Annotated in this window: 19 protein-coding genes, 1 other RNA gene and 1 pseudogene; 10 read left to right on the top strand and 11 right to left on the bottom strand. The window is 64.2% G+C overall.

Annotated elements, in window-relative coordinates:
- Positions 1–94: 94 nt before the first annotated feature.
- Positions 95–1492, top strand: coding sequence for a S41 family peptidase (locus QD228_RS10605; RefSeq protein ID WP_279875537.1), 1398 nt, complete (start codon positions 95–97; stop codon positions 1490–1492).
- Positions 1493–1631: 139 nt separating this feature from the next.
- On the opposite strand, the gene QD228_RS10600 is transcribed toward QD228_RS10605, so the two are convergent.
- From QD228_RS10600 to QD228_RS10585, 4 genes are all read right to left on the bottom strand, one after another.
- Positions 1632–2960, bottom strand: a complete 1329-nt coding sequence (locus tag QD228_RS10600) for a UbiH/UbiF/VisC/COQ6 family ubiquinone biosynthesis hydroxylase (protein WP_271302737.1) — start codon at positions 2958–2960, stop codon at positions 1632–1634.
- A 157-nt stretch (positions 2961–3117) separates the two neighbouring features.
- The gene (gene ubiH / locus QD228_RS10595) at positions 3118–4365 is read right to left on the bottom strand and encodes a 2-octaprenyl-6-methoxyphenyl hydroxylase (protein ID WP_279875535.1); all 1248 of its coding nucleotides are present in this window, start codon (positions 4363–4365) and stop codon (positions 3118–3120) included.
- A 4-nt stretch (positions 4366–4369) separates the two neighbouring features.
- The gene (gene pepP, locus QD228_RS10590; RefSeq protein WP_279875602.1) at positions 4370–5710 is read right to left on the bottom strand and encodes a Xaa-Pro aminopeptidase; all 1341 of its coding nucleotides are present in this window, start codon (positions 5708–5710) and stop codon (positions 4370–4372) included.
- Positions 5711–5865: 155 nt separating this feature from the next.
- Positions 5866–6507, bottom strand: coding sequence for a UPF0149 family protein (locus tag QD228_RS10585; protein WP_077379685.1), 642 nt, complete (start codon positions 6505–6507; stop codon positions 5866–5868).
- A 259-nt stretch (positions 6508–6766) separates the two neighbouring features.
- Here QD228_RS10585 and QD228_RS10580 point away from each other — a divergent pair, with 259 nt between their 5' ends.
- From QD228_RS10580 to QD228_RS10570, 3 genes are all read left to right on the top strand, one after another.
- Positions 6767–7129 carry a cell division protein ZapA gene (locus tag QD228_RS10580; protein WP_279875533.1) on the top strand — a complete coding sequence of 121 codons (363 nt, stop codon included), beginning with the start codon at positions 6767–6769 and terminating at the stop codon, positions 7127–7129.
- 88 nt (positions 7130–7217) lie between these two features.
- Positions 7218–7400: non-coding RNA, 6S RNA (ssrS, locus tag QD228_RS10575), on the top strand.
- A gap of 22 nt (positions 7401–7422) precedes the next feature.
- A complete protein-coding gene (locus QD228_RS10570) occupies positions 7423–8151 on the top strand; it encodes a 5-formyltetrahydrofolate cyclo-ligase (protein ID WP_136939481.1) in 729 nt (242 codons plus the stop codon).
- A gap of 681 nt (positions 8152–8832) precedes the next feature.
- On the opposite strand, the pseudogene ilvA reads toward QD228_RS10570, so the two are convergent.
- Positions 8833–10368, bottom strand: a pseudogene (gene ilvA, locus QD228_RS10565) (threonine ammonia-lyase, biosynthetic); the annotation flags it as partial.
- A gap of 256 nt (positions 10369–10624) precedes the next feature.
- Here ilvA and rpiA point away from each other — a divergent pair.
- The gene (gene rpiA / locus QD228_RS10560; protein ID WP_077379692.1) at positions 10625–11296 is read left to right on the top strand and encodes a ribose-5-phosphate isomerase RpiA; all 672 of its coding nucleotides are present in this window, start codon (positions 10625–10627) and stop codon (positions 11294–11296) included.
- Between the two features lie 13 nt (positions 11297–11309).
- A complete protein-coding gene (locus tag QD228_RS10555; protein WP_167593071.1) occupies positions 11310–12017 on the top strand; it encodes a DUF3157 family protein in 708 nt (235 codons plus the stop codon).
- Between the two features lie 119 nt (positions 12018–12136).
- Here the strand turns inward: QD228_RS10555 and QD228_RS10550 are convergent, their stop codons facing one another.
- Positions 12137–12991, bottom strand: coding sequence for an outer membrane protein OmpK (locus tag QD228_RS10550; protein ID WP_077379697.1), 855 nt, complete (start codon positions 12989–12991; stop codon positions 12137–12139).
- Positions 12992–13270: 279 nt separating this feature from the next.
- Positions 13271–14539, bottom strand: coding sequence for a NupC/NupG family nucleoside CNT transporter (locus QD228_RS10545; RefSeq protein WP_077379699.1), 1269 nt, complete (start codon positions 14537–14539; stop codon positions 13271–13273).
- Positions 14540–14846: 307 nt separating this feature from the next.
- Here QD228_RS10545 and QD228_RS10540 point away from each other — a divergent pair, with 307 nt between their 5' ends.
- The gene (locus tag QD228_RS10540; protein ID WP_077379702.1) at positions 14847–15623 is read left to right on the top strand and encodes a DeoR/GlpR family DNA-binding transcription regulator; all 777 of its coding nucleotides are present in this window, start codon (positions 14847–14849) and stop codon (positions 15621–15623) included.
- Positions 15624–15800: 177 nt separating this feature from the next.
- Here QD228_RS10540 and waaA read toward each other — a convergent pair whose 3' ends face one another.
- From waaA to QD228_RS10525, 3 genes are read right to left on the bottom strand one after another with little or no spacing between them, the layout of a single operon-like run.
- Positions 15801–17123: a lipid IV(A) 3-deoxy-D-manno-octulosonic acid transferase gene (gene waaA / locus QD228_RS10535; protein WP_279875531.1), complete on the bottom strand. Its 1323-nt coding sequence runs from the start codon at positions 17121–17123 to the stop codon at positions 15801–15803.
- A gap of 2 nt (positions 17124–17125) precedes the next feature.
- Positions 17126–18556 carry a bifunctional D-glycero-beta-D-manno-heptose-7-phosphate kinase/D-glycero-beta-D-manno-heptose 1-phosphate adenylyltransferase HldE gene (gene hldE, locus QD228_RS10530; RefSeq protein WP_279875530.1) on the bottom strand — a complete coding sequence of 477 codons (1431 nt, stop codon included), beginning with the start codon at positions 18554–18556 and terminating at the stop codon, positions 17126–17128.
- Positions 18556–19719: a glycosyltransferase family 9 protein gene (locus tag QD228_RS10525; RefSeq protein WP_077379708.1), complete on the bottom strand. Its 1164-nt coding sequence runs from the start codon at positions 19717–19719 to the stop codon at positions 18556–18558. Before QD228_RS10525 ends, hldE begins: the two co-directional genes overlap by 1 nt.
- On the opposite strand from QD228_RS10525, the gene QD228_RS10520 reads away from it, so the two are divergent.
- From QD228_RS10520 to QD228_RS10510, 3 genes are all read left to right on the top strand, one after another.
- Positions 19718–20506 (top strand): 3-deoxy-D-manno-octulosonic acid kinase, encoded by a 789-nt coding sequence (locus QD228_RS10520; RefSeq protein WP_279875528.1) that lies wholly within the window; start codon positions 19718–19720, stop codon positions 20504–20506. The two genes, QD228_RS10525 and QD228_RS10520, sit on opposite strands and share 2 nt — an antisense overlap.
- Before the next feature lie 156 nt (positions 20507–20662).
- On the top strand, positions 20663–21520 hold the full coding sequence (locus tag QD228_RS10515; RefSeq protein WP_136939488.1) for a glycosyltransferase family 2 protein: 858 nt from the start codon (positions 20663–20665) through the stop codon (positions 21518–21520).
- Positions 21521–21522: 2 nt separating this feature from the next.
- Positions 21523–22656, top strand: a complete 1134-nt coding sequence (locus QD228_RS10510) for a glycosyltransferase family 4 protein (RefSeq protein ID WP_176493824.1) — start codon at positions 21523–21525, stop codon at positions 22654–22656.
- Positions 22657–22822: 166 nt separating this feature from the next.
- On the opposite strand, the gene QD228_RS10505 is transcribed toward QD228_RS10510, so the two are convergent.
- Positions 22823–23728 carry a hypothetical protein gene (locus QD228_RS10505; protein WP_127736586.1) on the bottom strand — a complete coding sequence of 302 codons (906 nt, stop codon included), beginning with the start codon at positions 23726–23728 and terminating at the stop codon, positions 22823–22825.
- Positions 23729–23730 lie beyond the last annotated feature (2 nt).

Below are 23730 nucleotides of genomic sequence, written 5' to 3'. Positions count from 1 at the left end.
TGACTGCGAGCGTCGGGGTCGCCTCTTCCCCTCTGGCTGAACTGCCAGGCGCTTCGGCATCAGTCGAGCCAGTCTCCGTCGAGAAGGAAATCGCATGTCCGCATCGTCGTCATTCCGTCCTGCCCCGCGTCGCCTGCGTCAGCTGGCGGTCAGCGTGCCGCTGAGCCTTGTTCTGCTGGGCGGCGGAGTGCCGGCCCATGCTGAAGATGCGCGGCAGGGAGCCACGCCTGCCTCCTCCAGCGAATCGGCCAATGGCCTGCCGCTGGAGGAACTGCGCACCTTTGCCGAAGTCTTCGAGCGCATCAAGCGCACCTATGTGGATGAAGTGGATGACCGCACGCTGCTCAAGAATGCCATGCGTGGCATGCTGGCAGGGCTGGATCCGCACTCGGCGTATCTGGATCAGGATGACTGGCAGGACCTGCGCGAGAACACCGATGGGGAATTCGGCGGTATCGGCATCGAGGTCGGCATGGAGGAGGATGGCCAGCTGACCATCATCGCCCCCATCGACGACACCCCGGCCTCACGTGCCGGCCTCCAACCACGTGACGTGATCCTCAAGATCGACGACACGCCGATGGAGGGTCTGTCGATGACGGAATCCGTCAAGCTGATGCGTGGCGAGGAAGGATCGACCATTCGCCTGCTGGTACTCTCGGAAGGCGCCGACATGCCCCGCGAGGTCGTGCTCAAGCGGGCCATCATCAAGAGCAGCAGTGTCAGTCAGCGCCTGCTGGAGCCGGGATATGGCTACCTGCGCGTCAGCCAGTTCCAGAGCGCGACGGGCGATGAGGCGAAACGCGCCCTTACGGAGCTGCGCGAGGAAAGCGGCGATGTCGCGCTGAAGGGTCTGGTGCTGGATCTGCGCAACAACCCCGGGGGGCTGCTGTCAGCGGCCGTCGAGATAAGCGACCTCTTCCTCACGAGCGGCCGCATCGTCTATACCGAGGGGCGCCTGCCGGACAGCGAGCTGTCCTTCTCGGCCAGAGCCGAGACACCGGCCGGTGATACGCCGCTGGTGGTATTGATCAACGGCGGGACGGCCTCCGCCGCGGAAATCGTCTCAGGTGCCCTGCAGGACCAGCGCCGCGCCATCATCATGGGCACCGAGAGCTTCGGCAAGGGCTCGGTACAGAACGTGATGCCACTGGGCAACGGCGACGGCCTCAAGTTGACCACGGCACTCTACTTCACGCCCAACGGGCGCTCGATCCAGGCAGAGGGCATCCGCCCGGATGTCGAGGTGGTGCGCGGACGACTGGAGCGCGACACGCGGCGTGATTTCAGCGTGCGCGAGGCGGATCTCGACGGACGTCTCGACAATGCCAATGGCGACTCATCGACGCCTTCCAGCAAGGCACCGGACAGCCCGGTGGTCGCCGAAAGTGATTACCAGCTGGGGGAAGCACTCAACCTGCTCAAGGGCATGAACGTGCTGGGTCGCAGCGCCGCTCTCAAGGCCACGCTTCCCACCACCTCGGAGCAATAGTCTCTCTTTCGCCGTAAACGACACGACCCCGCCAACTGGCGGGGTCGTGTCGTCTTTCGCGCGCCAATCGGCAGGTCTGCCATCTCCCGCCTGGCCTGTCGTCGTGCTAACTGTCACGTCCAGAGGTGAGCGCTCACTGTCACCGTGGTCGGCAGCTCTCCGGCAACTCCCCACGCTCCCCCATCGCCTGGCGCATCAGCAGGCGCTTGAGCTCGACGCTGCCATCCACCCAGCCAAGTCCCAGGTTACGCACCAGGCGTACCCCCGGCTTCCGGCTGCCGAACAGCAGGCGGAAGCCATCCATCATCTTCAGCATCACGGCATTGTCGCTGCGCCGGCGTCGACGATAGCGCTTCAACCAGCGCTCATCGCCCAGTGCCACGCCGCGGCGGTGTCCAGCCAGCAGTTCTTCCGCCAGCACGGCGACATCCATCAGGCCAAGATTGACCCCCTGCCCCGCCAGCGGGTGAATGGCATGCGCGGCATCCCCCACCAGCGCCAGCCCCGGTAGCACATACTCCTGCGCATGACGTTGATGCAACGGGAAGCTGAAGCGTTCGGCACTGTATTCCACCGTGCCGAGCTTTCCCTCGAAGGCTGCTTCGAGCTCATGACAGAAGTCCGTCTCGGGCAATGCCAGCAGGCGCTCGGCTTCCTGCGGAGTGGTGGACCAGACGATGGAGCAATGGCGCTGGGCGCCGGATGCCTCGCCCTCGGGATGTGCCAGGGCGGAATTGACCGCCAGCGGCAGGAAGGCCAGCGGCCCGGTGGGCAGAAAGCGCTGGCGGGCGACGCCCTGATGCGAATGCGCCGTGCGCACCGTGGTGACCAACGCCACCTGGCCGGTATCGTGCTCACGGGTCTCGATTCCCGCCAGCTCGCGCAGACGGGAACGCGCCCCGTCAGCCGCCACCACCAGCCCCGCCGCGACGCTGCTACCGTCGCTCAGTGTCAGGCTTGCTGCCTCGGCCCCCTCAAGTTGGTAAGCACTTACCACCGAGGCTGACCCCGTCCTGGGCAATCCCAGACCGCTGACCCGGACACCATAACGGCGCGTGATCGAGGGACACCGGGAAATCGCTTGCTCAAGCGCGGCCTGAGTGACCCGATTCTCGACGATGTGCCCAAGCTCCGACACGCCGCTTTGCTCGGCACTGAAGCCTATCTCGCCATTGCCTTCGGCATCCCAGACCTGCATGCCGGTATAGGGCATCAGACGACTCTGTGCGATGTCCTTCCAGACCCCCAGGCCGCTGAGCAATTGACGCGAAACCGGCGTCAGCGCACTGACACGCGGCTCCGGTGCCAGCGCCGGCTGCCAGTCGACGATGCCCTCGCGACCCTCGATCAGAAGGACGCGCAGGCCGCCCTGCCCCAACAGCAGCGCCAGCGTGGCGCCGACGATACCGGCGCCCACGATGGCGACATCCACCTCATGCGGTGCATCCAATCTCCGATGCTCGTTCATGCCTGCTCCCTTGTATGACGCCTGTCGCGCGTCGCTCTCCTGGCGAGAGTCTCGTGAATCCGGCGGCGATTTGGTCACTCATCGACACCACCCTGTGGCGCAATCCTGAGGTGCAATACACGACATCGCTTGGCCCGTTGGCAAGTACTCGCTACGCCTAGCGCTCAATGCCCATCGAACGCCTTGCCAGCAGGCGCTTGAGCGGTGACACCAGATTCAGGCCAATCAGCCCTGCCGCCCGAGCATGCCCCAGCCAACGACTCTCGACGCCAAACAGGCGGATCAAGCCATCACTGAACAGCACGACATTGTCGCGGTCCGCGCCGCGCCGCGACTCGAAATCACTCAGCACACTGACATCGCCAGCGGTATCACCACGTGCCTGTCCCGCCGCGATGGCGGCCACCAGATCCGTCACGCCGCGCAGCGCCAGATTGAAGCCCTGCCCTGCCACCGGATGCAGCGAGTGAGCGGCATTGCCGAGCACCGCAAGTCCGGGACGTGTCCCCTCGCTGGCACGTATCAACGACAGGGGATAGGCATGGCGCTGCCCGACCCGCCGGAAACGGCCGGCCCGCTCGCCGAAGGCAGCCTGAAGCGCCTTGAGAAACTCGGGCTCCGGCATGTCCATCAGCGCAGCCGTCTCGTCGGGAGAACGTGTCCAGATCAACTCCATTCGGCGGCCACCCAGCGGCAGCAGCGCCATCGGTCCTTCGCTGGTGAAACGCTCATAGGCCACCCCCGCGTGGGGCTGGCTCATCTCGACGGTGGCGATCAGCGCCTGTTGTTCGTAGGCATGCGTCTCGCTATGGATACCGAGACGCTCCTTGAGCCCCGAGCGCCCGCCATCTGCCAATACGGTCAGTCCCGCCTCGATCAGGCGACCATCCTCCAGCAGCAGGCGGTGCCCCTGCGCGCTGACGCTGATCTGCGCCACGCGTGCCGGGCAGTACCAGGTCAGCGGCAGTTCCGCCAGACGCCGATGGAGCACGCGCCCCATCCAGGCATTGGGGATCACATGCCCCAGCGCGGGAACCCCCAGTTCCTCGGCCCGCATGCGTGTGGCCCCGAGATGGCCGCGCTCGCTGACATGGATGGTACGAATCGGCGTGGCGTGCTCACGCATCGCCTCCCACAGCCCGAAGGCGATGAAGCGCTGGCGTGAACCGGCAGCGATGGCACTGGCTCGCGCATCGAAACTGGGCTGGAAACGCCCGGTATCCTCCGCGGGAGGCAAGGGATTGGCCTCGACCACCGCCACGCGCAGCCCATCCTCCTGCTGCCCGTTCATCAAGGGTGCAAGGGCACAGGCCAGGCTCGCGCCCACCAGGCCACCACCGATGATGACGACATCGAATCGCTCCGGCGCGGACGTTACCGGGGATGCTGCCGCTGGCTCACTCATGATGTCAGGCTCCTTCGCGCATCAGTGCCTCGATGGCCTCGACGGATTTGGGAACCGTGGCACTCAGCACTTCGTGCCCGTCCGCGGTGACCACCACATCGTCCTCGATGCGAATCCCGATCCCCCGATACTCGGCTGAAATGTCACTGGCGTCCGGCACATAAAGCCCCGGCTCGACCGTCAACACCATGCCGGGCAGCAACGGACGCGGCTCACCGTTCTCGCGGTAACTGCCGACATCGTGCACATCCAGTCCCAGCCAGTGCGAGGTGGAATGCAGATAGAAGCGGCGATAGGCCTCATCGGCGATCAACGCCTCCACTTCACCTTGCAGCAGGCCCAGTTCGACGAGGCCGGCGGTCAGGTCATGCACCACCTGTTGGTGAATGCCCACCAACGTCGCACCCGGCACCACGGCGGCCACTGCACGTTCCTGGGCCTTGAGCACGATCTCGTAGAGACGCTTCTGGGGCTCGCTGAAGCGGCCATTGACGGGGAAGGTACGGGTGATGTCGCCGGCATAGAGTGCGTACTCCGCGCCAGCATCGATCAGCACCAGCTCGCCATCGATCAGCGGAGCACGGTTCTCGATGTAATGGAGCACGCAGGCATTCACGCCACCACCGACGATGCTGGTATACGCGGGTGCCGGGGCGCCCTGCCACTGGAATTCATGCTCGATCTCGGCCTGCAGATGATACTCGTGCAGCCCGGGGCGGCTGGCCCGCATGGCACGGATGTGGGCGCGAGCGGAAATCTCCGCCGCGTGACGCATCAGCGCCAGCTCACGCTCATCCTTGATCAGGCGCTGCTCATGCAACAGCGGGGCGAGGTCTTCAAAGGCGACCGGCGGGCGGGCACCACGACGCACGGCCGCGGCCAGCTCCTCGCGCAGCGATTGCGCCAGCGCCAGTGCTTCGTCGTCCTCGAACAGCACGAAGAGACGCCCACGGCCATCCAGCAGACCGGCCATGACATCCTCACGCTGATCATTGGTGAAGGCCTGGTCGAATCCCGCCTGCGTCACGGCCCCTTCGGCACCGATACGGATACCGGTCCAGGCTTCCGCCAGCGGATCCTTTTCCTGACAGAACAGTACGCTCTCGCCTTCCGCGCGCCCCGGCAACAGCAACAATGCCGCTTCCGGTTCCGGCCAGCCGGTCAGGTAATGAAAGTCACTGTTCTGACGGAAGGTGAACTCACTGTCACGATTGCGCTGCGCCAGGCCGGACGACAACACCAGTACCGCGGCATCACGAGGCAGCTGCGTCATCAGACGCTGGCGACGCGCCGAGAAGTCATCAGCAGTCAGCGCCGCCGGCGCAGGCAGGATTTCAGGGACGATCATGGCGTTCTCCGTCGGGGTCCGTGTCGGGCAGGCAAGTCATGGCCTGCCCGACACGAATCAGAATGTGGCGGGAAAGGACGAGGCTCCCGAAGGGACAATCCTTCCCGAAATGGGGTCGGCCGCCGGGTATTGCGAGCGGCAAACTGCCTCACTCAGTGAGTGTCGTTGCGCGAGCTGACCCCGAGACTGCCTTCAAGTCCGCCTTCCGGCAACTGATCGTCACTGGGCTTCTCGACGTCCGGGTTGCCCGGGTGCTGCTCGGTATACAGCAGCAGGGCCGCCATGCGCACGTGGTCGGCCAGCGCGAACAGATCCGCCTCGTCCTCGGCATTGTCGTCATCCAGGTCCTCGGCGTTGGCCAGACCGCTCGAGATGGCCTCGACATCGCTCAGCGCATCACGCAATGCCTGGCTCCAGCCCTTGCGGACCTCGCCATCGACGCCTGCCAGCTCTTCCTGGAAGCCCAGCGTCCACTCACGCAGGCTCTGGCCACGCTCGGCCAGGGAGAACATGTCGTCCGGCAACAGCGGCTCGAAGCTCATCTCGCTGGCCGCCAGGCGCTCCTGGTTGCGCGTGCGCCAGCTGAGAAACACCTCGCCCGCTTCACGGGTGGCCGGTTGCTCCACTCCCAATGCGGCACAGACGCGGCTCAACCAGTCTTCCGCGCTGATGTCATCCATCGCCAGGGCAGCGACCAGCTGTCCATCAAGGAAGGAAGGGTTGTTCAGGCTGCCGTGAACCAGGAACTGGTCCGCGACGAGAGAGAAGTCGAAGGTATCGTTGATGATGGCCATGGTGCGGGTCCATTGAGTCGGTGAGAAAGGCATCGGCAATCGACGATTACCGCTCGAACCCTGAGCGCCATGCTGGGTGACAGCCGCACTGCGCAGCGCGTTGACCCTCCATAAGCGGCTCTCTATAGTGGCTCGAGAATGCCCCCATCTTACCGCACTGGCCCTCCTTCTGGCTTGCCGTCCTCACTGCGAGGTGACGCCCAGTCAAGGACGCCGCCGTCAATCAGGACGACGCCGGACATGGCCCGAGAGGACTGACATGAGCGACTCCACGACTCCCCGCAATACCACCGAGATCAGCCTGCTCGGCCGCAGCTATACCGTCAGCTGCCAACCCGGCGAGGAAGATGGCTTGACCCGTGCGGCGGCCTACCTGGATCTCGCCATGCAAGGCATCCAGCAACGTGGCAATACCATCAGTGCCGACAAGGTCGCCCTGATGGCCGCGCTCAACATCTCTCACGAACTGATCAACAGCCGCGACAGCGAACGCGCCATGCAGCAGGATTTCGAGACACGCCTCACGGCGCTGGATCGCCAGCTGGATGCGGCCCTCAAGCAGATACCAGCCGAGTCTGTCCAACGTGCGAAGGCGCGTGCTGATGAAGCAAAAAACGCTTGAGAATCAAACAACTGATAAATTTCAGCAACAGTCTGTTCCCGACAGGATTAAGCCTTGGGCCGGCAGACGGGGTTTGGTAGACTGAAGGAGTTCTCTGGGGTGTACGACAGTTGCCGATGTCCCTCGAGCTTATAAGCTATTCCCAGGGAGTCCACTGCGCAGTGCTGTGTGCATGTCCGTGCGTCGGAAAGCCTGATGCGCTGCGCGGGACTACCCACCTTGAACCGCTGGGTTCAAGGGCCCCCGGTAACACCGGCACCTTGGAGAACCCTGTCTGACGGAGAATGTCAGGCATGCTCAAACCCCCTGCGGCTCGCGCCGCCCTCGCGAATCACTATTCGCCTCCCTCGCTTTCACGTGATGTCACGCTCTGGCCATTGTCCAGCGAGCTTGATCACCCCACTGCGGATCGCCGCGCCCTGAGACGCTTGCTACGCCAACGGCGACGCCAGTTGACGGCCCCCGAGCGCCGTAATGCCGAGCAGGCCCTGTTGCGACGACTGAAGCGTCTGCCGGAACTGCTGCGTGCCCGGGACATCGCCCTGTACCTGCCCAATGATGGCGAGATCGACGCCACCCGTCTGTGCCGATGGCTGCAACGTCGGGGAGCACGCGTCTATCTACCGGTCCTGCGACCCTTCGCGGTCAACTCACTCTGGTTCGTCCGCTACGACGACCATACCCCACTGGTGAGCAATCGCTTCGGCATCGCCGAACCTGACACGCGCTTCGGAGCCCACAAGGGCCGACGCCTGCCGGCCTGGGCATTGGATATCGTGCTGATGCCGCTGGTGGGGTTCGATGAGGCTGGCGCACGGATCGGCATGGGGGGCGGTTTCTATGACCGCAGCTTCGCCTTCACCCGTCGCGCCGGGCCAAGACCGAGGTTGATCGGCCTCGCCCATCACTGTCAGAAGGTGCCGGCCTTGCCGGTACAAGCCTGGGACATACCGCTGGATGCCATCGTCAGTGATCGCGAGATCGTGCGCCCAGGCCGCAGGCATGGAAACGCATCGTCATGATGCTCATGCAGGGGCAGTCACGCACGGGCGGTCAACGGCGCCAGCATGTCGCGGGCGTGCTCGGACTTGAGGGGGAGCAGACGTGCCTGGAGATCAAGGAGAAGAGCGGGAGGGAAAGGGGGGCAGGGGGGCAGAAAGGCAGAGCGCGAGAACGACTCTCCCTCTGAAAACGCCACTGCCGCCCGAAGGCGGCAGTGCACGATTCAGGAACCCATGACGGTCTGGGCGTAGCCGGTGGCGACGACACCAATCCCGAAAATGAATACCAGGGCCATGACCAGATCGGGCTTGCGTTTCATGAGAGCGGGCTTCTTCTTATATCGTCAGTGGCTTTCGCGTGACGGTTGTCGATGACTGTCTTCCTGACAGTGCCCACGATGATAGGCATCTGACCTGCGTATGACAATCACCATGCAGCCGTATGAATGAACGTTTTTCCACGCTTGCATTTCGCGCTGCAGGCGAGGGCTGGCAAGGCCTGGAGGGAAAACAACGTTCGATATCTCTGACGCCCCACCTGAGTACAAGTCATCAGTCATGCCATTCACCATCATGACGAGAAAAGCCCCTGCTCTCAGACGAGAACAGGGGCTTTTTCATACTGCCAATCATGAATGCCATCCGCCTGATGCCCACTTGATTCAGAGCGACCTCATCCAGGCAGGCGAGGCATGGCCGACATCATGACAGGAAAAGGCGATAGGCCGGATTGTCGCTTTCCTTCCAGAAGCGATAGCCGATCTCCGCGAAATACTTCTCGACCTCGGCGCGATCCCCATTGGGCACCTGCATGCCGATCAGGACTCGCCCATGGGACGCGCCGTGATTGCGATAGTGGAACAGCGAGATGTTCCAGTCCGCAGGCAGATGGGTCAGGAAGTTCATCAGGGCACCAGGACGTTCCGGGAACTCGAAGCGATAGACCTCCTCCTCGAGGTCGCTGCTGGTGCGCCCCCCGACCAGATGACGCGTGTGCAGCTTGGCCAGCTCGTTGTCGGTGAGATCCTCCACCGCGTAGCCCGCCTCACGCAGCTTCTCGACCACCGCTGCGCGGTCTTCCCCGCCCGGCTTGACCTGGACACCGACGAAGACGTGCGCCTCCTCCGGATTGGCATAGCGGTAGTTGAACTCGGTGACCATGCGCTTGCCGATCACCTTGCAGAACTGCTTGTAGGCCCCGGGGCGCTCCGGCAAGGTGACCGCCAGAATGGCTTCCCGCTGCTCGCCGAGCTCGGTGCGCTCGGCGATATGCTGCAGGCGATCGAAGTTGGTATTGGCCCCGGAGTTGATGCAGACCAGCGTCTGCCCTTCCGCGCCAGTCTGCTGGATGTACTTCTTGAGGCCCGCCAGCGACAGAGCGCCGCTGGTCTCTGACACGGCGCGCGTGTCCTCGAAGATATCCTTGACTGCCGCGCACATCTCATCGGTATTGACGGTGATCACTTCATCGACGGTATGGCGGATGATCTCGAACGGCGCCTCGCCGATCTGCGCCACGGCCACCCCCTCGGCGAACACGCCGACCTGGTCCAGCACCACACGCTCGCCGGCCTCCATGGCCGCCTTGAGGCAGGCCGCATCCTCAGCCTCGACACCGATGACACGAATGTCCGGGCGCAGATACTTCACGTAGGCCGCGACACCGGCAATCAGGCCACCGCCGCCCACCGGCACGAAGATCGCATCGATCTTGCCCGGGTGCTGACGCAGGATCTCCATGCCCACCGTCCCCTGCCCGGCGATCACGTCCGGGTCATCGAAGGGCGGAATGAAGGTGTAGCCATGTTCTTGCATCAATGCCTGGGCATGCGCGAGCGCCTCGGGAAAGGCATCGCCCTTGAGCACCACGCGTGCGCCGCGTTCACGTACCGCCTGCACCTTGATCTCCGGCGTGATGCGCGGCATGACGATGACGGCCTTCACGCCCATCAGCTTGGCTGCCATCGCCAGTCCCTGGGCATGGTTGCCCGCCGAGGCGGCAATCACGCCACAGGCCTTCTGCTCATCGCTCAGCTGCGCCATCTTGTTGTAGGCGCCGCGAATCTTGAAGGAGTAGACGGGCTGCAGGTCTTCCCGCTTGATGAAGATCTGGTTGCTGAAACGACGTGACAGCATCGGGGCTGACGAGAGCGGGGTTTCATGGGCGGCTTCATAGACACGAGCCGACAGGATTTTCTTGACGTAGTGTTCGAGCATTATAGGAATGTCCTGATGTGTCGCAGCGCGGGCCGCATGGGTGCGACCGAACCCCCATTGTTATCAGACCGCCGGCGAGAGCGTCCAGCGCCATCGCGACGTTTGCCGTTATAATGTGGCGTTTTCTCGCGTTGCGTCGCCCGACTCGCTTCCTGTCTGCGCTTCTGGTTGCCGTGCAACAGCATGAGGCACAGACACGTCGGGATACGCGCCAGGCTCCCTTGCCGACGCGATGACCGCCACTCTCCACCCCTGCCCCACCGACCCGAGGTATGACATGACCCAGGATGAGCTGAAGCAAGCCGTGGCCCGCGCTGCCCTTGATGAGATCCGCCCGCTGCTGAACCGCGACACCATCATCGGCGTCGGCACCGGCTCCACCGCCAACCTGTTCATCGATGCTCTGGCGGAGGTTCGCCACGACTTTGCCGGCGCCGTCGCCAGCTCCGAAGCCACTGCCCAGCGCCTCAAGGGCCACGGCATCGACGTCTACGAGCTCAACCATGTGGGCACCGTGCCGGTGTACGTGGATGGTGCCGACGAGATCGATCCGCGTCTGGCGATGATCAAGGGCGGTGGTGCGGCGCTGACCCGCGAGAAGATCGTCGCGGCCTGCGCTGAGCGTTTCGTGTGCATCGCCGATGGCTCGAAGCAGGTCGACATCCTCGGTGGCTTCCCGCTGCCGGTGGAAGTCATTCCGATGGCACGTTCCTACGTCGCGCGCGAACTGGTCAAGCTGGGCGCGGACCCGGTCTATCGTGAAGGCGTTCTGACGGACAACGGCAACCGCATCCTCGATTGCTACAACTTCCTGATCGAAGACCCGATCACCATGGAAGCCCGCATCAATGCCATCGTCGGCGTCGTCACCAATGGTCTGTTCGCCGCCCGTGGCGCCGATGTGCTGCTGGTCGGTCGCGAGACAGGTGTCGAGCGCATCACTGCCTGAGGAGGCTCGCCTGATGACATGGAAGATCACGCGCCACCTTGGCACCCGAGGCCTGTCGCTTCTGGCCGCTGCCCTGCTCAGCCCGGTGCTGATGGCAGACAGCCTGCCGATCAGCTCTCCGACGACCATCACGCTGGATAGTGGCGTCAAGGTGCTGCTCAAGCCGGACCACAGCTGGGAGTATCTGCTGGAAGTCTCCGACGAGCAGAGCCCACGCTCGACGCTCGGCAGCGCGACGATACCCACCTCGTCCGCCCTGCCGGTGGTACCCGCGAATACGCCTGCCGCTGGCGATGCAGGGCAACCGGTGCCGGCCCGCGCCAACGTCTCTGCCCCGGCTCCGGCTCCGGCCCAGGCACGCCTCAATGCCAGCGCACTGGCCAATCCGACGCTGCTGAGCGAGGGACATCGTGATGGGGTCGTCGCACGACTGACCGCCGTGGACATCGACGATGGCGACGCCGTGCTGCGCTTCGAGATCCAGAACACCGCCGGGCAGAACGTCATCGCCACCCGGGCAAGACTGCGTCTTTATGGCGACGATGGCCGTCTGCTGGCGACGCGCGAGGCGCCGCTGTGGGTCGGCGAGTATCGGCTGCCCGAGACCTACCTGCGCCCCGGCCAGACCCGTGAGGGACGCAGCGTGCGCATCGCCCTGCCGGACGGCAGCTGGTCCCGCCAGCTGGTGCGCGTGGAAGTCAGCGAGGTCGAGTTCCGCTGATCACCAGGTGTCAGCTTCCAGGTGTCAGACGCCAGAGCAGCCAGACGAAAAACGGGAAGCCCTGAGGGGCTTCCCGTTTCTGTTTGCGCGCCGGTCGCTCATCGAGAGCGAAGCGGTGATCAGAACTTGTAGTTGATGCTGAAGTAGTTGCCGAAGCCGGTGGTGTCCTGACGCACGCCGGTGGCGGTGGAGCCATCGGTGAAGAACGCCATGTTGTTGTAGTACTTCAGGCCATAACCCACCGCGAAACGCTGGGTGTGGTAGTAGATGCCGTTGAACCACTCCATGCTGTTGATGCTGCGACCGTCCTGGCTGCCCACTTCATCGGCATCGAACTTGTAGTCCAGATAGCCCTGATAGGCGATGAAGCTACCGTCCTCGAAGTTGACGAACGGCTTGAACCAGTTGGTGGACGCCATGTAGCCGTCCCACTTGCTCTCGTCTTCACCGCCGTAGTTCTCACGCACGTAGCGGGCGTAGAGGTTGAAGCCCATCTTGCCGAACCATGGCACCTGCACATCGCTTCCCAGACCGACATAGTGCTCCCACAGACCGCCGAATGCGCCGTTGTCACCGATGTTGGTGACGGTGGCGATGTAAAGCTCATCCACCGGGCCGAAGGACAGGTCGTGACCGGTCATGGCGTCCAGCGAGAAGCGCGGGGCCAGCTTGGCGAAGAAGTTGTCGCCGCCATTGAGGTCATCCGAGCTGTCATCGAAGATGTCGAAGAAATCGACATAGCCGTAGAGATCGACGATGCCCGAACGGCCACCGAATTCCATTTCCAGATAGGTATCTTCACTGTTGCGGAACGGCAGACGGTTGTCCTCGCTGCGCATCAGATTGAAGGTCAGCCACTTGTAGTCATTGGCGTGGATGTCGCCATTGAAATCGGTGGCCTGGGCTGGCGCGGCAGCCGTCAGGAGGGTAGTGGCGGCCAGTGCACTGGCCGCGACGGTCTTGAGCATAGTCATCGCGAAATGATCCTGTCTTGAGTAATCAACTGTTCTGAATTGTTGTGGTTATTGCCCGTCATGAACGACGTCTGCCATCAGCGTCGCCCCATGCCGCCCGCTTCGTCGTCGGGCTGCGCCGGATTTGCAAAGGGCGCGATGTTAGCACTTCCTCGCAAAAACGATAGGGCGACGTTTGGCGGATTTCCCTGTCACCAACGGCCGGTTTGTGAACATTTACACACCGAAGGCGACACCTCTTCGAATCGCCCATCCACTGTGAGATGGGCGACATCCCGATCAGGCTGCCAGCGCCAGGAAGAAGCCGGCGATCGCTGCCGACATCAGATTGGAAAGCGTACCGGCCAGTACCGCCTTGAGACCCAGACTGGCGATCTCATGCCGGCGCGTCGGGGCCAGGCTGCCCAACCCGCCGAGCAGAATGGCGATGGACGACAGGTTGGCGAAGCCGCACAGCGCGAAGGACAGCACAGCCATGGTGTAGGGCGTCATCACCGCACCCGTGGCGGCCACGAGACTGTCGCCACTCAGGTAGGGCGCCAGATTGATGTAGGCGACGAACTCGTTCACCACCAGCTTCTGACCGATGAAGGACCCCGCCAGCGTCGCCTCGCTCCATGGCACGCCCAACAGGAAGGCCAACGGCGCGAAGAGCCAGCCGAGAATCATGTCGAGACTCAGTGTGTCCATGCCGAACCAGCCGCCGACACCACCGAGAATGCCGTTGATCAGCCCGATCAAGGCGATGAAGGCCAGCAGCATCGCGCCGACATTGGCGGCCAGTTTCAGGCCGGAAGACGCACCGGATGCCGCAGCGTCCAGCACGTTGGACGGTGCGTCGTCATCCTTGAGCGAGGCATCCGCCACGGCGATCGAGTCATCCGGCTTGTCAGTCTCCGGGAATAGAAGCTTGGCGAACAGCAAGCCGCCGGGCGCTGCCATGAAGGACGCCGCCACCAGATACTCCATCGGGATGCCCAGCGCCGCGTAGCCACCCAGTACGGAGCCGGCGACGGATGCCAGACCACCACACATCACGGCGAACAGCTCGGAACGCGTCATGCTCGCCAGATAGGGCTTGACCACCAGCGGTGCCTCCGTCTGTCCGACGAAGATGTTGGCGGTCGCGGAGAGGGATTCCGTACGCGACGTTCCCAGCACGCGCTGCAGGCCGCCCCCCAGCAGGCGAATCACCCACTGCATGATGCCGAGGTAGTAGAGCACCGCGATCAGCGACGAGAAGAAGATGATGATCGGCAGCACCTTGATGGCGAAGATGAAGCCGACACCGCTGCCCGGATTGGCCAGACTGCCGAACAGGAAGCTGATGCCTTGATCGGCATAATTGACGACCTGACTGACGGCGCCTGAGACACCGGCCAGCACACCCTGGCCGAAGGAGGTGTAGAGCACGAAGGCACCGATGGCCAACTGGATGGCAAAGGCACCCCCGACGGTGCGCAGGCGGATGGCGCGTCGATTCGATGACAACGCCACGGCGATGAGGATGAGCGATGCCATCCCGACCAGACTCATGAGGGGATTCATTGGGAAGGTCCTGATGTGTTCTTGTGCTTGTTATGGAATGCGCTTGTGCGCGATGTCGCCGCGATTCTCAACGGGACACGGTGTTATGATTTTTTCTCAGCATGTTAAAAGAGTCACAATCTGACCAAGGAGTCAATGCAAACGCTTGAGCGATTCGGGCCTTGCTTTCCTGCAACGCCCGCGCGGATCTCTCACGCGAGAAAAGTTATCCCTGCCAGTCAGTGAGTTATCATCACACCATGACCCGAGGGCATGTTGGCTTCTCCAACGCTTTCTCACCGCCATCGGCAAAAAAGGACCCTGCCGCATGAACAACCAAAGCGCTGCACGCCTTGACCGCTTGCAGGCCATCCTGCGCGAGGGCAGCCCACTGCAGCTCAGCGACGCCGCGCAGCTCTGCGGCGTGTCCGAGATGACGATTCGCCGTGATGTCACTCACAGCAACGGGCTGTTGGAGATACTGGGGGGACGCCTGCTGCTGGCGGAATCTTCCGCCAGCAGCGTCTATCGCCTCGACCGCGAGATCGATGCCAGCGCTCCTATCAAGCAAGCGTTGTGCCAGCGACTGGCCAGTCACATCGAGGACGGCGATACCCTGTACGTGGATTGCGGGACGACCCTGGTCCACCTGGCCGCGGCACTGGATCGTCAGATGACACTGACCCTGGTGACCTGCGCCCTGAATGTCGCCAATGCCGTCGGCCACCTGCCCGGCGTGCGACTGGTCATGCTGGGCGGACTGTTTCATCCGGCCACCCAGTCCTTTACCGCCACCGACATGCCGGAAGCCATTCGCCGTCTGGGCATCAACAAGGCATTTCTCTCGGCCGGTGGCGTACACGCCGAGCGCGGCGTCAGCTGCTTCCACTTTCATGAGGTGGCGGCCAAGCAGGCCGCGCTGGAAAGCGCCATGCAGCGCTTCCTGATCATCGATGCCCGCAAGTTCGAGATGGTACGCCCGGCCTTCATCGCGCCACTGGAAAGCTTCGATGTGGTGATCAGCAATGCCAGCGCCGCAGCGCGCGATTGCCTGGAGGGTCTGGATGCCGACATGGGCGTGACGGCGCAGCTCATCGAGTGCTGAGACAGGGCCTGCGCTTCGGTGAGTGAGCGCTGACCTCGCCCCACGCGAGGTCCATACGCAGAAACGCCGCACGATGGTGCGGCGTTTCTGCGCATGATCTTCCCATTGATGCCCCAGTGGCGTGCATCCCCCACGACCGAAATCGGCATGGCGAGCTCACCTCCGTCTCTCGTCGGCTCAGCTCGGCAACAGGTCTTCCAGCTGCTGCAGTGTCCCTGCCAGCGCCCCGCGATTGCGGGCTACCCGTTCACGCGCCGCCTGCCCTGCCCGTTGGCGCTGCGACTCATCTTCCAGCAGTGTGATGACGGCCTCGGCCAGCGCCTCGGCATCATCGACGACCTGCAGAGCTCCTTCCGCCGTCATCACCTCGGCGATCTCACTGAAGTTCTCAAGCGATGGGCCACTCAACAGTGGCAGCCCAAGCGCGGCCGGTTCGAGCAGATTATGCCCGCCGATGGGCACCAGGCTGCCGCCGATGAAGGCGACATCGCTCGCCGCATACAGGGCGAGCAGCTCGCCCAGGCTATCGCCGACCAGCACCGACAGACGGCTCTTCTCGAGGCGGCTTTCCGCATGCATGTGGCTGCGACGCAGGCAGGTTTCCCCGCGTGACTCACACCAGCTCGCACTCTGTGCGGCGACCGTCTCGAAGCGTTGCGGATGGCGCGGCACCAGCAGCAGCAAGGCATCAGGATGCCGAGCACGCACGGCTGCGTGGGCGTCCAGCATCAGGGCATCTTCCCCCTCGTGTGTCGAGGCGGCGATCCAGACCCGCCGCCCCTGGAACTGCTCGCGCAGTCCCTTGCCTGCCGCGACGGCCTGTGGCGATATCTCGAGCTCGAACTTGAGTGAACCGACCGTCTTCCCCCGCGCCGCAGGAAGCCCAAGCGCGATGAAACGCTCGAGATCTTCCGGCGCCTTGGCCGTCAGCACGCTCACCTGCGACAACGTCTCGCGCATCAAGGCCCCGACCTTGCGGTAGCGAGTGAAGGCGCGCGGTGACAGCCGCGCATTGACCACGCTCACGGGTATCCTCTGGCCCGCACAGCTTGCGATCAGATTCGGCCACAGCTCGGTTTCCACCAGCACGACCAGGGCCGGCCGCAGGCGAGACACGAAGCGACGTGCGCTGCAGGGAAAGTCCAGTGGTAGATAATGATGCCGCGCAGGGGCAAGCTCGGGCGTTCCCTCAGGCGTGTGCAACAGGCGAGCCGCCTGGGCAGCCCCCGTCGCGGTCATGGTGGTCACGATCAGCGGGCGAAGGGGATAGCGGCGCCGCAGCGCCTCGATGGCACTGGCCATCATGACCATCTCGCCCAGCGAGGCCGCATGCAGCCAGATGGGGCGCTCGCGGTCCGGCATGGCGGCAGGCGTGGCAGGGAGGATGCCCAGCCGCTCCAGGCGCGAGTGCCGATCATCGTGTTCGCGCCAGACCCGCTGCCAGATGAGGGGAGACAGCAGGGTCAGTGCGGTGCTGTAGAGGCCACGGGCAAGGCTCACGCCTAGTCCTCGCGATCGAGAATGGTGGCGATCATCGCCGTGGTGGAGACGCCATCCTCGAAACCGAGCACACGCACCTCGCCACCGTTGGCGATCACCGCCTCGCCCCCGGCGATCTCTTCGGGACGATAGTCACCGCCCTTGACCAGCACATCCGGCAGCACGGCCTCGATCAGGCGTGCCGGGGTGTCTTCGCTGAAGGGCACGACCCAGGCGACCGCGCCGAGGCCCGCCAGCACCTGCATGCGACGCAGTACCGGGTTGATCGGACGCGTCGGCCCCTTGAGGCGTGCCACCGAGGCATCGTCATTGACCGCCACGATCAGACGGTCGCCCTGACGTGCCGCCTCCTGCAGGTAGGCCACATGACCGGCATGCAGGATGTCGAAGCAGCCATTGGTCATCACCACGCGCTCGCCGCGTGCCTGAGCGGCCTTCACTGCCGGGATGAGCGCGGACTCCTGGATCACGCCGAATTCCGCCAGCTTGTCACCATGCAGTGCGGTGTAGAGCTCCGCGACCGACAGGGTCGCGGTGCCCGGCTTGGCGACGACGAGGCCTGCGGCCAGATTGGCCAGCATCACGGCCTCCGGGAAGGCATGGCCAGCCGCCAGCGCCAGACCCAGCACGCCGATCACGGTGTCACCGGCACCGGTGACGTCATAGACCTCACGCGCATGCGTCGGCAGATGCAGCGGCTGATGGCCCTCGCGGATCAGGGTCATGCCCTTCTCGCTACGCGTCACCAGCAGAGCTTCCAGCTCGAGCTCGGCACGCAGCGCTTCACCCTTCTCGGCCAGCTCCTCATCGCTGCGGCATGGCCCGACGATGGTCTCGAATTCGGTCAGATTGGGGGTGATGATGCTGGCGCCACGATAGCGCGAGAAATCACTGCCCTTGGGGTCGACCAGCACGCGCTTGCCCGCCGCGCGCGCCGCGGCGATCAACGCCTCGACCTGATTCAGCGAGCCCTTGCCGTAGTCGGAGAGAATCATCACGCCGCTGGCCCCCAGCTCGGCCTCGACCTGGCGCACCAGCGCGCTGGTATCCACCTCGTGCAGCGGCTCCTCGAAATCGAGGCGCAGCAGCTGCTGATTGCGGCTCATCACGCGCAGCTTGGTGATGGTCGGCACGCTGTCACTGGCCTGGAAGCGCGTGATGACATTGGCGTTTTCCAGTGCGCGGGTCAGGATGGCGGCGTTGTCATCCTGACCGACCACACCGGCGAGAGTGGCATGCGCACCGAGCGACGCGATGTTGAGCGCGACGTTGGCGGCACCGCCCGGGCGGTCTTCACTCTCGCCGACGCGCACCACCGGCACCGGGGCTTCCGGCGAGATGCGTGAGGTGCCACCGTGCCAGTAGCGGTCGAGCATCACATCACCCACGACCAGCAGGCGAGCCTGTTCAAGCGCAGTCAGATCAAGCTTCATCAGGCGTCTCCGCGTGCAGAGGGAAATTCAGAAGAAGAGGTGTCAGTAGACGAGACAGCCGCGACCGGCAGACGTTCGCAACTCTGGCCGCGAATGACGCCATCGGTGTCCGCCAGCAGCTCAGCGAGGCGCGCGATGACATCCTCGGCGCGGATCAGGCTCATGGCGTCCTGATGGCGTACGCGCTGGCCCCAGTGGATCTCGTCCATCTGCTTGTGCAGATAGGTTTCCACCGCATCCGGATAGCGATTGACCACCAGATGCTGCCAGCAATAGGGCGCCGCACGCTCGGGGTTGGTGGTGGCGTACAGGCCGATCACCGGTGTATTGAGCGCATTGCCCATATGCACGGGGCCGGAGTCCGGCGCGATCACCGCGACGGCGCGATCGATCAGCGCCAGCAGGCCCTTGAGCGAGGTACCACCGATGGCATCGATGACCGCGCCTTCACTGACCAGCGCCTTGATGCGCGCGCCCATCTCGCGTTCCTGCGGGCTGCCGCCGCCGGTCATCACGCTGCGGATGCCGTATTGCTGCCAGGCATGATCGACGACCGCCGCATAGCCCTCGGCCGACCAGTTGCGGAAGTTGCGCAGGCGCGGATTGGCACACGGACTGATGACGAGATAGGGCGCTTCACCGGTCACGCGCGCCGCCTCACCATAGGCCTCGGGCGGCACATCGAGACGCCAGTCGAGCCGGCAGTCCTCGACACCCAGGGCACGTGCGAAGTCCATGAACGACTCCAGCACGTGAGCGCGCTCGCGCGGGGCCAGCTGATGGGAGGTAAAGAGGTACTGCCAGTCCTTGGCGCGCGCACGGTCGTAACCGATGCGCACTCGGGCCTTGAGGCCCAGCGACAGGGCGCTGGCCCGCAGCGCCTGCTGCATGTGCAACAGCACATCGAAGTGCGTGTCCTTGAGCTGACGCCAGATGGCGCGCATGCCCGCAAGGCCGGTGGACTTGTCGTAGACCACGAACTCGACCCCGGTCAGGCCGGACAGTAGACTGTGCTCCCCCTTGCCGACGATCCAGGTAATGCGGGCCTCAGGCCACTGACGCTGCAAGGCGCGTACCGTTGGCACAAGATTGCAGACATCGCCGAGAGCGGAGAGCCGGAGCACGCAGATATGTGCGGGCTGGGCAGGGAGAGGATGCTTCATGCGGATGGCAGTTTTCCGAAATGAGAATGCCCACATTCTATATGATGGCGAAACAGCGCCACAAATGACGCCGGACTGGTTCATGCCATCGTTCTGGCGCGAACACGGCGCCGTGACCGGCGAAGCACCGGGGCGCGGGGCGAGTCTGTTCCTCGATGTCTGTCGTTTGCCCGCTGAGCTGCACCCCGTCCATGCCACTGGCGCCCCGGCTCAACGCTGGGCGCTGCGCCCCTATCGACGCGGGGGGCTGATCGCGAAGATCGCTCGTCAGCGCTACCTCTACACCGGCCTTGAGCGCACCCGCGCCTTCGCCGAGCTGCGCCTGACGGAAACGCTGCATCGCCAGGGGCTGCCAGTGCCAGAGCCAGTCGGCGCCTGCGTATGGCGGCATGGCCTGAGCTACGAGGCCGCCCTGATCACGGTACTGATACCCGGCGCGCGCGCCTTCGCCGATGACCTGATCGCCCTCGAAGCACAGCGTCTTCCTGCCGGGGCCGACCTGCCCGGATCCCTGCTGACAGTGCTGGAGACGACAGGCCGCGCCATTCGCGCCGTACATGACGCCGGGCTCGAGCATGTCGATCTCAACGCACGCAACCTGCTGGTCGATGAAGGCGGACGCGTCTACGTGATCGATCTCGATCGCTGCCAGCTGCATGACGAGGCTCCCGCCGACGCACGCTGGCGCGAGAACAACCTCTCACGCCTGGGGCGCTCGCTGGCGCGCTTCACGCCGAGGCACCATGCCGCGTGCCTGGCCGCCATTCGCAGCGCCTATCACGCCTGACGCTTCAGCGTATCGCCCTGCAGGCATCGGTGCCCATGCAGTGTACGATAGCGACATGAATCGTCGGCAGGCGCATCATCCGATTCCCGCCTGCCACTGCGTCCCATCGGCGCCTGTCACACACGTGAGCCAGGCGCTCTCAAGACAGAGACCGTCATGAACCCGAGCGACGAGGCCCCGGCCGTCACCCCGACCGCCCCTCCTTCCGATGGCAAGCTGCGCACCGCCGTGCCCATCACCGGCTGCGTCATCACTCTCAATGAAGCCCACAACATCGAGGATTGCCTGCGCTCGCTGGCCCAGGTCTGCGATGAGCTGATCGTGGTCGATTCCGGCTCCACGGATGCCACATGCGAGCTGGCGCGCGCCATGGGCGCCGTGGTGATCGACCAGCCCTATCTGGGCGACGGGCCGCAGAAGAACGTCGGACCGAGCCATGCCAGCCACCGCTGGGTGCTGTCACTGGACGCCGATGAACGCCTGACCGACGGGGCCGTCAGCGCCATCCGTGAACTGGCACTCGACAGCACGCCACATGATGGCTTCGCCCTGCGGCGTCGCAACTTCATCGGCTCGCGCTGGGTGCGACATGCCGGCTGGTACCCCGATTACTGCCTGCGCCTGTATGACCGCGAGAAGCTCGCCTTCCGCGATTCGCGCCAGCACAGCTCCGTTCAGGCCAGCCACCCCTGCGAGCTGGATGCGGACCTTGAGCATTACAGCTTCGCCAATCTGGGTGAGCTGTTCGTCAAGGCCAGTGGTCGCTTCTCGAATCGCGCCGCCAAGATCATGTATCAGAAGGGAAAACGCGCCAACGCCTTCACGCCCTTCCTGCATGCCAGCAATGCCTTCATGCGCAAGTTCGTCTTCCAGGCCGGCTTCCGCGATGGCGTCGATGGCTTCTCGGTGGCGCTGTCCGCCAGCGTCAATGCCTACCTGAAATACGCCAAGCTGCTGGAATTCCAGCGCGACGCCAAGGTGCGTGAGGCGGAAGACTTCAACAAGGTATGGTGACCATGACCTCTGCTTGTGAGCAGGCGGCGTCGCAAGCTTCGTCTCGGCCGCTGCACGTGCGCCACGTCAATCTGGCCCGCGGCTTTCGCGGCGGTGAGCGCCAGACGCTCAACCTGATCGCGGACCTGGCGCGACGCGCCAGCCCGGGAGAGAACGGCGAGCCTGGTACGCCCATCCGTCAGTCGCTGGTGTGCCTGCAAGGCTCGCCCTTGATCACCGAACTGGCGGCGCTCGAGCTTGCCGTCACGGTGGACGTCATCGAGATCCATGGGCGCTTCAAGGGCCATCTCGGTCAGCCTCGCGCCGATATCGTGCATGCTCACGAAGCCAAGGCCGTGCACTGGGCGTGGCTGCATCAGCGCCTTACCGGCACGCCTTATCTGCTGACCCGCCGGGTGCCTCAGCCGGTGAAGGACAAGTGGTTCAATCGTCTGACCTATCGCGCCGCTGCCTGCCGGGTGGCGATTTCCTCGGTGATCGAGTCACACCTGCGTGAGCGCCAGTGGGGGGAGACGGCTCTGATTCCCAGCACCCTCGCCCACCTGCCCAGCGATGAGACAGCCGTGGGCAGACTGCGGGAGCGCTTCGGCAATACGCCCGCCGGGGGTCGCTTCGTCGTCGGGCATGTCGGCGCGCTGGTGGACCGCCACAAGGGCCAGCGAGTGCTGATCGAGGCGGCCCGTCAGCTGCGCGACAGTCACCCGCAGCTGCTGTTCGTCTGCCTGGGCGCGGGAGAGGATGAAGCCGCCTTCAAGGCAGAGAGCGCCGATCTGGACAATCTTGTCTGGGAGGGTTTCCACACCAATGTCGGCGACTACCTGGAGGCCTTCGATCTGTTTGCCTTCCCGTCACGCAATGAAGGACTTGGCTCGATCCTGCTCGACGTGATGGACCACGGCGTACCGATCATCGCAAGCGAGGTGGATGGCATCCCCGATATCGTGCATGACGATGCCACCGGCGTGCTGGTGCCCACCGACGATGCACCCGCGCTGGCTGCCGCCATCGTGGCACTCGGCGATGACGCACCACGTCGGGAGCGGCTGGTCGCGGGCGCGCGGGCGCATCTGACTCGCTTCACCCCCAGCGCCATGGGCGAGGCCTATCTGGGGCTTTATCAGCGGCTGGCACGCTAGACCGCTTCTCGCCTCAGGCATCTATCGCCCAGGCATCTATCGCCCAGGTACCTGTCGCCCAAGTACATGCTGTCGCTCGAACAGAGAGAACGAAAAAGCCCTGTTTCATGTGAAACATCACGATGAAACAGGGCTTTTTCGTTTTTATAAACAACAGGTTATCGGCTCAACTGCCGGAATTTGCATCCTCGAGTCCACGCAGATCCGGCCACCCCTCATCCACTCCCAGCACGGGATAGGTCTTGGGGTCCAGCGGGCCGGGTTCGCTTTCGGGACGACACTCTTGCAGCGCAGCCTGCAGACGCCGCAGAGCCTCATCACCTTCGGCACCGGCGGTCACCTTGTCCCAGAACTCACGATGTACCGCCTTGATGACGACAGGCACGCGGGGCACTCCCACCTGCTGCGCCATCGCCAGGCGATGCAGGCCACGATTGATCTTGAGCAGACGGCCATCACGCGTCACCGCGACGCCCATCTCATCCTTGGTGATGCCCTGGCGGAAGCCATTGGCGGCCATGTCCTGCAGATAACCGCGATAACAGCGCAGGTAACCGAGAATCTGTTCCTCACTGTCCATCAGCAGGCCATCACGCGGCGATGCCCAGGGCTTGCCCGCCTCCAGCAAGGCCTTGAGCTGCTGATAACGCTCGGTCACCGTCAGATCATCACCATGCTCGATCAGGTCACGCATCAGGCGCGAGCGTGAGCCGAAGCGGAAGGCGCCACGCCGCAGGTCCCAGTCACCCTCCCAGATGAAGGCATTCGAGGAAGGCCGCTTGCGCTTGTCACGCCCGAAGTTGACGTCGCGCACCAGTTCACGCGGATTGATCCACAGTGTCAGCGCCTCTGGTCCCATCACGTCTTCCACGGCATGTCGCGGCAAGCCACGCTGCTCAAGCCCCTGATGGCGCGAGCGATGCCGGCACCAGCGCACCAGCCATGCCCGGCTGAACGGCAGTACCAGGTGCTGCTCACACCAGGCACGCCACGCCTCGATACGCTGTGCACGCGTCATCGCCCCGCGCATCCGCGGATGGATCAGATCATCCGTCGTACGATTCTTCGGCAAGC

The sequence above is a fragment of the Cobetia sp. 3AK genome (assembly GCF_029846335.1).
GTDB lineage: Bacteria > Pseudomonadota > Gammaproteobacteria > Pseudomonadales > Halomonadaceae > Cobetia > Cobetia marina.
The sequence above is the reverse complement of the archived record's forward strand: the minus strand, read 5'-3'. Positions and strand labels throughout refer to the sequence as shown.

What these genes read in the sequence shown, in the direction of transcription:
- QD228_RS10605 (WP_279875537.1), top strand. Translation starts at nt 95, where the DNA reads ATGTCCGCATCGTCGTCATTCCGTCCTGCCCCGCGTCGCCTGCGTCAG.
- QD228_RS10600 (WP_271302737.1), bottom strand. Translation starts at nt 2,960, where the DNA reads ATGAACGAGCATCGGAGATTGGATGCACCGCATGAGGTGGATGTCGCC.
- ubiH (WP_279875535.1), bottom strand. Translation starts at nt 4,365, where the DNA reads ATGAGTGAGCCAGCGGCAGCATCCCCGGTAACGTCCGCGCCGGAGCGA.
- QD228_RS10585 (WP_077379685.1), bottom strand. Translation starts at nt 6,507, where the DNA reads ATGGCCATCATCAACGATACCTTCGACTTCTCTCTCGTCGCGGACCAG.
- QD228_RS10580 (WP_279875533.1), top strand. Translation starts at nt 6,767, where the DNA reads ATGAGCGACTCCACGACTCCCCGCAATACCACCGAGATCAGCCTGCTC.
- QD228_RS10570 (WP_136939481.1), top strand. Translation starts at nt 7,423, where the DNA reads ATGCTCAAACCCCCTGCGGCTCGCGCCGCCCTCGCGAATCACTATTCG.
- rpiA (WP_077379692.1), top strand. Translation starts at nt 10,625, where the DNA reads ATGACCCAGGATGAGCTGAAGCAAGCCGTGGCCCGCGCTGCCCTTGAT.
- QD228_RS10555 (WP_167593071.1), top strand. Translation starts at nt 11,310, where the DNA reads ATGACATGGAAGATCACGCGCCACCTTGGCACCCGAGGCCTGTCGCTT.
- QD228_RS10550 (WP_077379697.1), bottom strand. Translation starts at nt 12,991, where the DNA reads ATGACTATGCTCAAGACCGTCGCGGCCAGTGCACTGGCCGCCACTACC.
- QD228_RS10545 (WP_077379699.1), bottom strand. Translation starts at nt 14,539, where the DNA reads ATGAATCCCCTCATGAGTCTGGTCGGGATGGCATCGCTCATCCTCATC.
- QD228_RS10540 (WP_077379702.1), top strand. Translation starts at nt 14,847, where the DNA reads ATGAACAACCAAAGCGCTGCACGCCTTGACCGCTTGCAGGCCATCCTG.
- hldE (WP_279875530.1), bottom strand. Translation starts at nt 18,556, where the DNA reads ATGAAGCTTGATCTGACTGCGCTTGAACAGGCTCGCCTGCTGGTCGTG.
- QD228_RS10520 (WP_279875528.1), top strand. Translation starts at nt 19,718, where the DNA reads ATGCGGATGGCAGTTTTCCGAAATGAGAATGCCCACATTCTATATGAT.
- QD228_RS10525 (WP_077379708.1), bottom strand. Translation starts at nt 19,719, where the DNA reads ATGAAGCATCCTCTCCCTGCCCAGCCCGCACATATCTGCGTGCTCCGG.
- QD228_RS10515 (WP_136939488.1), top strand. Translation starts at nt 20,663, where the DNA reads ATGAACCCGAGCGACGAGGCCCCGGCCGTCACCCCGACCGCCCCTCCT.
- QD228_RS10510 (WP_176493824.1), top strand. Translation starts at nt 21,523, where the DNA reads ATGACCTCTGCTTGTGAGCAGGCGGCGTCGCAAGCTTCGTCTCGGCCG.